The 12,784-nt window shown below is 34.8% G+C and carries 6 protein-coding genes and 1 other RNA gene; 1 reads left to right on the top strand and 6 read right to left on the bottom strand.

Going from position 1 to position 12,784, the window contains the following annotated elements; genetic code table 11:
* Nucleotides 1–30: 30 nt before the first annotated feature.
* Both C8N46_RS12470 and C8N46_RS12465 read right to left on the bottom strand, forming a co-directional pair.
* The gene (locus C8N46_RS12470; RefSeq protein ID WP_108115229.1) at nucleotides 31–3,285 is read right to left on the bottom strand and encodes a Calx-beta domain-containing protein; all 3,255 of its coding nucleotides are present in this window, start codon (nucleotides 3,283–3,285) and stop codon (nucleotides 31–33) included.
* A 95-nt stretch (nucleotides 3,286–3,380) separates the two neighbouring features.
* Nucleotides 3,381–4,586 (bottom strand): NAD(P)-dependent oxidoreductase, encoded by a 1,206-nt coding sequence (locus C8N46_RS12465; protein ID WP_108115228.1) that lies wholly within the window; start codon nucleotides 4,584–4,586, stop codon nucleotides 3,381–3,383.
* Between the two features lie 168 nt (nucleotides 4,587–4,754).
* On the opposite strand from C8N46_RS12465, the gene ssrA reads away from it, so the two are divergent.
* Nucleotides 4,755–5,152, top strand: a transfer-messenger RNA (tmRNA) gene (ssrA, locus tag C8N46_RS12460).
* Between the two features lie 256 nt (nucleotides 5,153–5,408).
* On the opposite strand, the gene C8N46_RS12455 is transcribed toward ssrA, so the two are convergent.
* Genes C8N46_RS12455 through C8N46_RS12440 form a run of 4 tightly spaced genes read right to left on the bottom strand, consistent with a single transcriptional unit; the run spans nucleotide 5,409 to nucleotide 12,761 of the window.
* On the bottom strand, nucleotides 5,409–6,011 hold the full coding sequence (locus C8N46_RS12455; protein ID WP_108115227.1) for a hypothetical protein: 603 nt from the start codon (nucleotides 6,009–6,011) through the stop codon (nucleotides 5,409–5,411).
* A complete protein-coding gene (locus C8N46_RS12450; protein ID WP_108115226.1) occupies nucleotides 6,004–7,920 on the bottom strand; it encodes a DUF262 domain-containing protein in 1,917 nt (638 codons plus the stop codon). Before C8N46_RS12450 ends, C8N46_RS12455 begins: the two co-directional genes overlap by 8 nt.
* Nucleotides 7,913–9,292 carry a DUF262 domain-containing protein gene (locus tag C8N46_RS12445; RefSeq protein ID WP_158269140.1) on the bottom strand — a complete coding sequence of 460 codons (1,380 nt, stop codon included), beginning with the start codon at nucleotides 9,290–9,292 and terminating at the stop codon, nucleotides 7,913–7,915. Before C8N46_RS12445 ends, C8N46_RS12450 begins: the two co-directional genes overlap by 8 nt.
* A gap of 22 nt (nucleotides 9,293–9,314) precedes the next feature.
* Nucleotides 9,315–12,761, bottom strand: a complete 3,447-nt coding sequence (locus C8N46_RS12440; protein ID WP_108115224.1) for a DEAD/DEAH box helicase family protein — start codon at nucleotides 12,759–12,761, stop codon at nucleotides 9,315–9,317.
* Nucleotides 12,762–12,784: the final 23 nt, after the last annotated feature.

Here is a 12,784-nt window from a genome sequence, read left to right as displayed (position 1 = left end):
TAGAAAGGTGTGTTTTTTACTTTCAATTAATTAACAACCAGAATCTACAATCAAATCAATAGTTCCTGTTGAATAGCATCCTGTTGTAGGGTCTTCTATGCGATAGAAAATGGTTTGAAAACTTACAACAATATTTGTATAACTGTTTGCAGGTATCGCATTTACTGCACTGTCAGCATCTGCTTGAGTTTCATAATACGTTACTGTAAGTCCAGCCTGTGCTTGAATAATATCTGGCTCGAGCTGAGCAGGACTAAACGTAGCAAAACCATCTGCATTTCCATCACATTCAATTATGGCTAAATTCCCTACTGCTATTGGTGTTGGGTTCACTATACATTGCAATGTGGATATTTGAAAGAATCCAGAAGTTTCTGAAATTCGCACATAGATGATATCTCCATTTTGAGCTTGATACAGCATAGGAAGAGGATTTGAATCATTTTGTGCATCTGCTGTCGTTGCATGATAACTTATGGTAGCATTCGTATTGCCATTTAAAAAGTAAACATCCATTGACGTTACATCAAACGTATTAAAACCAGTGCCATCATCACATCCGCTTATAGTCCCAGATGTTGGGTAGTTTGAAATATCATCATCTACAATGATAACTGTTGCTTGCGATTGCTGATTGGTTACGTTTGTGGATGCTGCATTTCCAATAACAATAATTGTTTCGTCGCCTTCGCTTTCCGAATCGTCAATAATTGGTATGGTGATACTTCCTGAAACTTGTCCCGCAGGAATGGTGAGTGTTTGTACGGTTGCTGTGTAATCCAAATTCTCTGAAGCTGTTCCACCAGAAGTGGCAATACTAATGACAGTGTCTACATTTGACGGATTCCCTAATGTGACAGGAACTACTGCAACGCCATTATCTTCTGCTACACTGGTACTTTGCAGTGAAAATGTAACACCAACTTCGTTATCTGCAATAGTGATCGTTGCCGTTAGCGGATCGCCTGGCTGGTTTAAAAGATTTCCTGCCGTAATAACTCCGGTAACAATAACGCTTTCTGCTTGTTCCACATCTGTATCGTCAATGATAGGCACTGTAAATGATGCTGAAACTTGTCCTGCAGGAATGGTTAGTGTTTGTACCGTTGTTGTATAATCTAAATTTTGTGTGGCTGTTCCGCCAGAAGTGGAAACTCCTACCACCGTATCTACATCGCTTGGAACGTCTAAAGTTACAGGAACTGTAGCAGTTCCAACATCTTCATTTACCGTTATACTTGTAATACTCAACGTAGCTACAGGTTGCGGATTTGGATCGTTCGGGTCGTTTGGATCACTGGTACCGTTTGGTACTAAATTCGTGCTTGGATTGTCAATTCCTGTGATTTCTTCACAATCGGTCAATCCGTCACCATCAGCATCTTCATAACTCCAATATAAATAAACTTCGCCAATAGCGGTTTGCCCTGAAGTTATGTTAGTAGCAACTACAAATATTTGCTGTGTGTTGCTTGTTAAGTCTGCTATAGATACTCCGAAAGGAGAACTTAACGGACTTGATTCTGCCGCAGCATCAGCTTCGGTAAGGTAAAAAGCGTAGGTATGTAAATCATTTCCGTCAGTCGCTGCTATTTCATCTAAGTTAAACTCGATAGGATCACAGCCTACTCCTTGTGCTTCTGTTGAAAACACCAATACATCTTCTGCATCTAAATAATCAGGAGTTCCGTCGCCATCACTGTCTTCATTTGTTGGGTCGTTATCTCCGTCGTAATCTTCATCAGCAGTATTGACACCATCGCCGTCATCGTCTGCATCTTGATAATTTGGGATGCCATCATCATCTGTATCATCGTTGTCGAGATTGTTATCGCCGTTTACATCTTCAAACGTATCAAAAACACCGTCGCCGTCCGTATCTTCAAATCCTGTACATGAACTTAGTGCACCCAAGTCAATGATTTCAGTGCCATCTAACGTTCCAGTAATAATATCTGTAATTTGATTATTGATAATATCTACACCTTTTAAGGAATAGTCAATATCGTCACAATACGTAATTGTATAATTAATTGTTCCATCCGTTACCGGAATGATTTCAGAGTTTCCATTGATGAATAACTGAATGTATCCATCCGTCACATTTTCACCACTACAGTTGACAAATGTTCCTTGAATGGTTGAGGTATTTTGACCTGCTGGTACTGTGAGTGTAATGTCTGTATCTGTTGTAAAAGGTCCGATTGTCGTTGTAAATGGTTCGCCTGGACACAACGGATTTGGAACGGTAACTGTTAGTTCTTCTCCTGCTGGCACTAAACCACATTCTTCACCGTTGGCATTGGTAAATCCGTAGGTTCCTGTACTATTTAGTAAAGAAGAATATAAATCTAGCGGTGAGTAAGCTAAAGGTCTTCCGAGTTCGTCAATTAATTTGATACATAACAAAACAGACGGATACGGATAGTCGTAATTCCAAAAAGAAAAGTGACTTACTTCGCCCACATACATGTTTCCTTGCAGTGTTGCTTCGCCTTCTTCCACCCAATATCCTAAGGTTTCATCAAAATGCCATAAAGGAATGGTTGCTGGTGGATTTACTGTATTGGCTGGAATTGGCATGGTGATTTGTGATGTACTTCCGTCAGATAGTTGTAATTTTTCGCCTGTACTTCCCATCAATTCTACAGCAATCATACCGTAGGTTTCTAAAGTTACTGCGCCGCCACTTTCATCTTGCGCAAAGAGCATTCCTGGCATCATGGCTTCCATATTATCGTTTTCTGGACTTAAATGTTTTAGGACAACTTCTACTGATCCATTGTAAGTAGAGCCATCTTCTCGCATGTAATTTCCACTAAAAGACACTTCTGTACCATTGCTGAGATTGACCATGGCAGTTTCTCCAGAAGCAATTGTGGCAATGACATCTTCTTTGAGTAACATGATTTCTACGCGGTTGACATCGGTTGTGGATGGAATTAATGCCCTGGAACCTTTGATAAATCCAGTTTTTTCTGCGGTGAGATAGGCAAATTTTTCAAATACTTCCGAGCTTGATGCAGAAAACATTCCAAATAAATCTGTTGTGGTGGTGGTCGTTCCAATTTTAATGGTAACGCCCGCAATTGGAGTGTTGTCTTCATCTACAACACGTCCTAAAAAACGCGCTGTGACTGAAGTTCCAAAGTTTTCTTCAAAGTTAATTGGAATTACGGGTTGTTCTTCTTCAGCAACTTGTTGCGGTATGATATTATCATCATTTTCACAGGAAAATGTACACAATAATAGCAAGCAACATAGGAATTGTAATGATTTTTTCATCAGTTTTTGAATGGTTGGTTTATAAAGATAACAATTTAACCAATCAATTCCCTACATTACTTTCTTTATCTCATGTTGATTTTCAACAGAAAAGACTATTTTTCATCCACATAATCTTGCAGATATGCATAGCGTTTGGTGAGTTTACCGTCTGAAGTTGTCATTTTTGCGCGCGCCAAAATTCGGTCTCTATCACCATTGTAAAATGCTGGAATGACATATTTTAAAAACATATCTCCAAAACCTTCGCTAGCATCTTTGGGCAATTCGCAAGGTAAGTTGTCAACCGCCATGACAGTGATGGCATTTTCGGCATCAAAAGCTACTTCAGTTTCTGTTTGTGGGTCGTATCCATAAAAAGGTTCCGCAATAGTCGAAGGACGAATGGTACTTGCCACAGGACCATCAATATCGCAAGAAATATCAGCTACTAAGTTGATTTTAAAATCGGGATGTTTGGCATCTTCTCGTGTGAATAGATACGGAGCACCATCGCCGTAAAAATGTCCTGCAATAAAAAAGTCAGACACTTTGGCATACGCCATAAAGTTACTTTTATAGCCAGAAGGATCTTTGTAAAACGCAAACTTATCGCCTACTTTTCCATCTTTTCGTACATTATATTCAATAACATCTATCATACAATATACAGGTTCTGAAAACTCCGCAGTTAAATACACAGCATCACTGACTTCTTTGATGCCCAAATGGTCTAAAATTTCTTTGGCGCCGTACGCAACTTTTCCTGTTCCGGAAAGGACGATTTTGATGTTTGGAATGGTGATTTTATCTAATTCTTTTTTTACAGCATCCAAATCGGCAAGCGTTTCTACTTTTGGTAGCTTGAACAATCCGTCGCGTAATCCGAGCGCACGAAAACCATTGTAAGCACCTACTAAACCTGCATAACGCCCGAAACCAATCAAGCGACCACCATTGGCTTTGGTAATGACCTCATGGTCGTACATTTCAATATTTTTAGCCAATATTGCTTGTAACAACTTGCGATTGTACGGTTGTTTTTTAATCGTATGCGAAAAGAAAAAGTACTTTTTATTCGGAATCAAGTGGTCAATCGGCACTTCTTTTACGCCAATCATTACATCGCAATCAGACACATCATCAGTGACTTCAAATCCTTTTCCCGCGTAAGCGTTATCAGCAAACACACGAATATCTGAACTTTCTACTTTGAAGGTCGCTTCTGGAAATTGTGTTTTTGCTTCAACTAACTTTTCAGGAGAGAAAACAACTCGTCTATCAGGTGGATTTTTACGTTCTTTAATGATGGCAAATTTCATGGTATTTTTATTTAAAACATCAGTAGTACTAGGGACTGACATAGCTTAGTTTGGTATATTTTTTGCTTAGTATGTATTGTATTTGGAACAAAACACACAAAACTATTAAAATTTGTGTTATTTTTGTCATCCTTTTTACGATTAAACGTAAAAGTTCTGAAACATTTTGGGGTCGACTGGTTTTGACAGCGAGTCGAATTGAAGTGTAAGCACGTCGAGCGCTGGGATACAGCTCGTAAATCTCATATTTCACACTTTTTAAATGGCGAGAATAACTACGCTTTAGCTGCGTAATCTGAATCATAGTAAGATTTGCCTTAGTTTCCGTAAGACGGAAAAGCTAAATATCTCCCGGTAGCCCTTGTTGATGGCGACCGATTTTGAGATACCATAAAAATCAACATCGAAACTGTGTAGCTTTGCCACAGTTTTTCAACTAAAAAAGCTAAGTTAGTAGTGGGCGGTTTTTGGTCAGCTGCTAATCGACAATGAAACAAAAACTAAGCGTGTAGAAAGCATTTGAATTGCTTGTTTGGACGAGAGTTCGATTCTCTCCGACTCCACTTCGAGAGAATTATCATAAAAATTATGGTAATTCTCTTTTTTATTTCCATCAAATCCCTTGATATACTTGAGATTGCTGAAAATATAGAATTGATTCGAAAAGTTCGAAATTGATGACTTTTAAAGTCATACCTAATTCCTTCTGGAAATAACATATATTGAATTGCTCTTTTTACTTCAATAGTACCCGAAGCCCATAATGACGGTAGATTAAGCGCAAATTCTAATGCCTTTTCAATCGCTTTTTTAAGGTTCGAACTATTGAATTTGTTTTTTGAACAAAGTTTCTCTAATTCTCTTTTTTTCCACTTTCAATTTTTCATTAAACTTTTGAAATTGAGGTTTTGATATTTCTTCAAATACAAAGCGCTCTTCTAAACGATCTATTTTTCGCTGAATAGCATTTAATTGATTTTTAGCATTTTTTGCATCTTCTATTTTTTCAGCATTAAGTTCTATAAACTTCTCTTCTATGATTTCTTTTAGTGGTTCAATATATTTACTATCTGATAATTGAAAGCTCCTTAAAAATTCTAAAAATGTCTGATGCATCTTTTTAGCACTTCTATTTTCTTTGCTTCCTTTTCTTCTATTCTTGTAATAATATAAATCTTTTAATCTTACAATATAACCTGTATATGGAGTATCACACGATAAAGAACGTACAAACGTTTTTAATGGTAGATTTTCATCTTCTGAATTATATTTCCTTACATCCTTTCTTGATTGTAAAAGATTATTGATTTTTAAGAATACTTCTCTCGAAACTAGTGGTTCTTGTTTTCCTTCTATAATCTCGTCGGGAAGTAATGGACTTACAATAATTCCACAATAAAAAGGATTACGAAGATATTTACTCAAATGTATTTGTATTCAGTAATTTTATCATTTTATTTTCATGCTTAGTAAAAGCAGTTTCATCCCAGTTATTACTATCATTCATCATTAAACGCTGCTTTAAACTTTCAATGATTGATGAATTAGTATAATGTTCTGCTTTAGCAATTGGAGAATAATTACTGAGCGCTGAATTTTTATTTCTACTAATCAAACATAAATTTCCAAATCTATCTAAATAGTCTTTAGAGAATGTCTTTAGATCTGCTCCAGGTTTGGGATTTTGAGGATAAAAATGTTCAACAGAACTTCTGAAAGAGAAACTAAAAGAATTAATATTTTTAATATTATATAATTTTTCTTCTGATATAACTTCTGATTTCCATAACAAGTAATCAAGTCGATTGAAGATAAAATTCTGAACTTTTGTTCCTATATGTAGATGTTTCTCATTGATTACTCTATGAATAGGTTTACATGAATTTTTGTAAATAATATCAAAGTATGACAACTCATTTTCACCAAATCGATCAAAGTAAAAAGCATCACTCATTACTTCTAAAAACTCAATATATTCATCTTCATATATACCTTCATCATAACTTGTGTATAAATAATTTAATACACCATTTAACCAATGTTTGTAGATCATTTGAGGAAATGACACATGAAACATAGACAATAACATGATTGGCTGATCTGAATCAAACGTCTTTTTATAATAGGGTTTCTTTTGAGAATCTAATTTGATTTTTTGTAAACTCCAATGTTCTTGATTGTCTTTAAATTCTCTTTTTAGCACATATTTATCAAACAAAAATTTACACTGTAACAAACACAAGGAAAAGTCTTTGACAAATTGTTCCTTATCCTTTTCTTTATCTATAACTGCTTTAAAAGTAGTTAGTAATCGTTTGTCATCTAATGGAATATCATTTTCATCTATGTGATAGTTTACATAAACACGCAGTACGTGCAACAAGAAATTGGGAAACGTTACCACAGCGTTGAAACGTATTTCTTTTTCTCCCTTGGAAGTTTCATTCTTATACGTTATCTCATCCTTTTGAGCTAATTCTAAAAACGAAAAGGATTCGTTTTCATTTTTTGTATCCTCTTTATCTTTTTGTTCTTTTTTTATAGCTTCAATGACGCACTCAAAATTTTTTGGAAGTTTATCCCACGATTTTCCAAATACATCTTTTCTTATGTCACTTTCAAAACCATATTGCACATAACGTTCCATGTTGGCGCAAGCATCCCAAATCATTGAAAAAGCATTCGTAGCATCTACATCGTTTTGTAAAGGTTCTAGTAATTCTGCTTTTAAGATTTCATGTTTTTCTAACTGTTCGCCGCGATTGTTCATGATTTCAAAATAGTGATTCAAATCTGTATCTTCTGGAACTTCAACTCGTAACAATTGTACTTTATCAAATAAATATTCTTTGAAATTTTGTAGTGCTACTTTGTTTCCTGCATAAAGTTCAGCAATTTTCTTTGACATGTCTAAATACGCTTGACGCATTTTGGAATTTTCTTTTTCAGAAGGTTTTTCATGATTATCAGCTAAGATTTTTAGAGTATTGGAAGAAATAGTTCTGCTGTCAAACTTTAATTTTGATTCGAATCTAGTAGTAATATTTTCCTCAAACTCATTTTTTAATACGCTTAATAAGATATTTAAAGTAGTTAACCGTTGCTGCCCATCAATTACTTCATATAAAGGCTTTCCATGAACCTCACGTTTATGTACTACCAAGGTTCCAATGTAGTAGTTTTTAGATTCCTCAGATATTCCCGAATCCCATATATCTTGTATTAATTGTGCTACTTCACGCTCTTGCCAAGCATAGTTTCTTTGATACAGCGGAATGATATAATTGTCTTCAAAAATTCCCTTTAAATTAAATGCTACAGGTTCTCTATCCATTTGTTCGTATCGCTTTAAGCTCGGTAAACATCTTAACAATGCTTCCTAAGTTTTTAACTGCTTTATCATTTCCTACATAATTCACCAAATCTAATGACTTGTGTATTATGTCATTTGTGTGTACTGCTTCACGAATCGTTCTAAAAAATCCATTGTATGCTTTTCCATGATTGTCTGCTGTCACTTCTTTAACAGCCCGTTTTTCTAACCTTGGTGTAAAAGACCAAAGAAAAAATTTCACAATGGCTTCCTCTAATTTATGGTCTCCAAATTTGTCTACATAGTATAATATGCAGCAATCAAAGATGTTTTTTACATACAAATCACCTGTTCTGTTTCTGCCATGATAGGTTCGTAAAAGATTAAAAATTTCCTTTGCCGTGCTTTCTTCTTCTGTTAGATTGCTTAAGATAGATTCATCCGATACTTTATCATTATAAGCGTTTTGAATTTTGTGGATTAGATTGGCATAGTAGTGTACGTATTCAAAAAATCGTTTCCCGTCTAACATGACCATATCTATTTGAAACGGATAATCACGATGCGAAAGATCAATTTTTCTGTATATATCATTGTTGTACTTTTCTGTGAAGTAATGACTAATTCTGTATGGCTGTACAAAATTATAGTTATTGGTATCTTCAACAGAAACTCCTTTAAAAACTCCTATCTTGTTTTTGTTAAAGTGTAAACCTGATCGCCCTTTGCACCATTGACGGACTTTGTATAAGTAGTGAACAAAAACTGTATGTAATTCGTCTGAAACTTCTTCCCATTTAGTCACACATTGTATTTTTTCCTCTTCCGTATTACCAACCATTTTTCGTAAGTGATAGGCTTTTAATAAATCGTGTGGTTCTAAGTCTTTTCCTCTTGTATTTTGCGAATCAAAAAATTGAAATGCTTCTGAAATATCCTTCAGTTTGATGTGCACAAATTCACATTTTTCAAAGAAAAAAAGTATCGTATCTCTTGTGAATTCTTTAATGCGCGATTTTATGATTGCTTGATTTTTTTTGAGGTTGTTTATAGAAACTTCATTATCAATCTTTACATTTGAGATACTTAAGTTTTCAACTGAAAACCGTTTAAGTTTTGGTGCAATTTCAGTTTGCAATAATTCATACGCTATTAAAGACAAGGTTAGTAGACGTTGCTGACCATCTACTATATTGAGTTCTTTTTTTTTCAAATCGTGATGTACTACTAGAGTTCCTAAACGATACGCAATTTTATCACTATGTACTAAAATATCATCTAGTAATTGATTTACGTTTTTTGCACTCCATTTGTAAGGTCGTTGGTATTTGGGAATATTTAACTCGCTTGTAAAAAGTATTTCTTCCAACGATTTAATTTTTGGTTTCTCCATAGTCCCATAAAACTTTATGAAATTAGTTTGCATTTCTATTAATCGTATCTATAATAGAAATAATACCTCGTATGTCTTTTTCATCATCAAAAATTCCAATAATACCATCATCATGTGTTTCGTTGAAAGGTGGTTTTACCAATAATGATTTATCTAAGGTTCCATTTACATTTAAGTAATTTATCAATGTTTGAATAAAAGTAATTTGATTTGGCTGTAGATTTTCGTTTTGAATGTATTCGCTAAATAAGGTATTCACAACTCCAATATCCAAGCCAACAATAGATCGTATAAAATTCCCTAGTGACACCTCTCCATACTCTCTTTTGTATTGTTCTTTTGAACCTATTTCATCTTCAAAGAGTAAACTTTCTAAAAGTGCTAGTTCTCGATCTGTAATTGGTATGTTTTTGTGTAATTTATCAATAACTAAGTGCGATTTATTTTTTCGTATGAAAGATTCTACTCTGTCTTTATAACTTTGAAGTTTTGTATATGTCGGCAAAATATCAACTTCTTCTACGCCATCTTCTAAAAGAATGTCTTCCATATTTGTATATACTGGTAAGACGCCTTCTTTTTTTATTAAAAAAATCAGTTCTCGCAATTCTATTCTAATATGTTCTATTTGTGTGACATTTATTTCTTTCCAAAAATCTTGATCTATGATTTGTTGTATGATTCCTAATTTACTAGCCACCATTGGAATGTTTCGCTTTTTATACAACGTAATTCCAATATCATATATCTGTTGAATATAGCTTTGAGGCGATTTAACGGTTGTTACTAATGCCAATTGTAAACGCAACACCAACAAATCAAAACGTTTTGCAGATTCTGAATCGCCATCTTTATACACAGGTAAATTTGATAGATTTGTACATATATCGGCTACATCTCCAACAGTTAAATTGTCCCATCGGGTTTTGACTTTGTATTGTTTTACAAAACGCAATACTTTTCGAACTTCAAATCGAGTTTCATCTAATTCATTGATAGCTTCATACAGTTGATTTGTATAGTTTTCGGCAATAGTATCTTCTTCAGCAGAAGCATTGACATTGTCTCTTATCGCAGTAATTATATTCAGTTTCGTTTCAAAAACACTTTGTGATAACGATTTTGAAATTGTTGTTTTTAATCCGTCTGGAAATTCATCAAAGAATTCAAAATTTCCACAGAAATCAAATATTAAGAAGTGTTTTTTGTCTTTTCTTATTCCAAATAAATCTGGACGCAACCGTGTTCCTCTACCTATCATTTGCCAATATTTGGCATACGATCGTACTTCTTTGAAGAAAACCAAGTTTACAACTCTTGGCGCGTCCACACCAGTATCCATCATGTCTACAGAAACTGCTATTTGTGGTAATAATTCTTCTTTGTCGTCACAAAATTTTTCTAATAAAGCTTGTGCCTTGCTTTCATAGTTATCAATTACCCTTAGAAAATGACCGCCATATTGCGGATAGTTTTTATTGAATCGTTTTTCTATAAAAATAGCATGATTATGATTTTTAGCAAAGATGATGGTTTTTCCCAATTTGTCTCCGCTATCGACTTTAATTCCATTGGTCATTAAAAAATCTAAGACGATATCTACCGTTTTTTCATTGAATAGAAATTTATTGATATCACTTTTAGAAATATCTGCTTCTTCGCTGTCTGGATTTCCTTCATAGTTTCCAAATTTCTCTTCAAATTTTCGTTTGTCTTCTTCTGATAGTTCTTTGTATTTGACACCTTCTCGGACAAACTTAACAGGTACTTTTATCGCTTTTGGCGGATTCAAATATTCATCATCTACCGCTTGTGTTAATTCATACGCAAATGTTGGGTCTTCATCTTCTATTCCAAATAAGCTATAAGTATTGTGGTCAATATCATTTTTAGGCGTTGCAGTTAATCCGATTAAAATAGCGTCAAAATAATCGAATATAGCACCGTATTTTTGATAGACAGAACGATGTGCTTCATCTATGATTACAACATCAAAATGACCAACACCAAAAAAACGCTCGTCCGTGTCGTTTAGTAAATCTATTTTATTTAGTATGGTTGGATACGTTGAAAACACCAACTTTGATTTGTTATCATCTTTTTCTTTGGTTAAATCTATCGCGCTTAAGTGCGGTAAGTGTTCTTTAAACGCATTTTTAGCTTGTGTAACCAACGCATTTCTGTCTGCTAGGAATAAGATTCGTTTTGCCCAATTGCATTTTGTTAACATATCTACAATGGCTGCGGAAGTTCTAGTTTTTCCACTTCCTGTTGCCATAACTAATAAGGCTTCTCTGTGTTTTCCTTTTATATCTCCTTTGTGCGTGACAACCAACGTTTCAGCCACACGTTTGATCGCTTCTAGTTGATACGGTCGTTCTACAATCGCTGTATTGACTTGAAATTGTCGAATGTCTTTTCTACTATTGCGCTGCTCTATACGATAGTTTAGTTCTTCTTTAGTATAGAATCCGTGAATTTGACGTTCTGTATAAAACGTATCATCCCAAATGTAAGTTTCAAAACCATTGGAGTAGAATATAATTGGACGTTGTCCTGTCATTTGTTCCAAACAATCCGCATATAAAACCGCTTGTTGTTTTCCTTTTCGGGCATCAACCAAGGTTTGTTTTGCTTCTATGACTGCTAGTGGCAATCCATTGTTTCCCCAAAGTACATAATCGGCAGCACCTTTACCCGAAGGATTGGTACTTACTGGCATTCCTGTTACTTTAAACTCCAGGTCTGTTCCTTTTTTTAAGCCTTTCCAACCAGCTTCGTGTAATAATATATCAATGTATAGTTTGCGAGTTTCCTGTTCTGGTGTTAGTGTTGGAATTTCAACAGCGGCATTGATACTTTCTTTTCGTAGTTGCTTGCGTGTTATAAACGCTAGTTTTTGTTGTTCTAGTTGCCGTTTTAAGAGTTCATTTTCTGCAATAAGTGCTGCTTCTCTTTCTTTTTGAAGCTGTAATTCTTTTAATTGTTTTGTAGCTTTTTCAGCAATGCTTTTGAGTTCTTTTGCTGTATTGTCTTTTATCGTTTGCGTTGCCGTTGGAATGAACGCTTCTTCAAAAGCTGGAATTTCAGGATTGGCAACACTGTAATATTTACTGATAAATGTCGTAAACCGAAAAATACTTCGCAGGCAAATAAGTGCTTCTTGTTTTGTTGTTTTTGTACCGTGTGCAGCTTTGTTTCCTATACGCCGTACCAAGTTTAATTCTTGAAACATGATGGCATCTATCGTATTCCTGAATTGGTAATGATGCAACAAACCACTTAATGTTCTGTCGTACGGACGTTCCAATTCTGGGTCGTTGTCATACAACCAAGCCATTGCAAATTCTAAGGTAATTCTACATTGCAAGGCAGCAAATTTTGGCTTAGAAAACGTATCGCTTTCTGCCTCCATTGCTGCTTCGTACAGTTTTGGAAACTCTTGCTGTAAGAATGTAAAATTACTCATGTCATTCGTTTGTGATAAATTCT

Source organism: Kordia periserrulae (assembly GCF_003054265.1).
Lineage (GTDB): Bacteria > Bacteroidota > Bacteroidia > Flavobacteriales > Flavobacteriaceae > Kordia > Kordia periserrulae.
Note: the sequence above shows the minus strand (reverse complement) of the source record. Positions and strands in the feature narration are given on the sequence as shown.

Bases quoted from the DNA above. Each gene is read 5' to 3' on its own strand.
- C8N46_RS12440 (WP_108115224.1), bottom strand. From the start codon at position 12,761: ATGAGTAATTTTACATTCTTACAGCAAGAGTTTCCAAAACTGTACGAA.
- C8N46_RS12465 (WP_108115228.1), bottom strand. From the start codon at position 4,586: ATGAAATTTGCCATCATTAAAGAACGTAAAAATCCACCTGATAGACGA.
- C8N46_RS12450 (WP_108115226.1), bottom strand. From the start codon at position 7,920: ATGGATAGAGAACCTGTAGCATTTAATTTAAAGGGAATTTTTGAAGAC.
- C8N46_RS12470 (WP_108115229.1), bottom strand. From the start codon at position 3,285: ATGAAAAAATCATTACAATTCCTATGTTGCTTGCTATTATTGTGTACA.
- C8N46_RS12445 (WP_158269140.1), bottom strand. From the start codon at position 9,292: ATGGAGAAACCAAAAATTAAATCGTTGGAAGAAATACTTTTTACAAGC.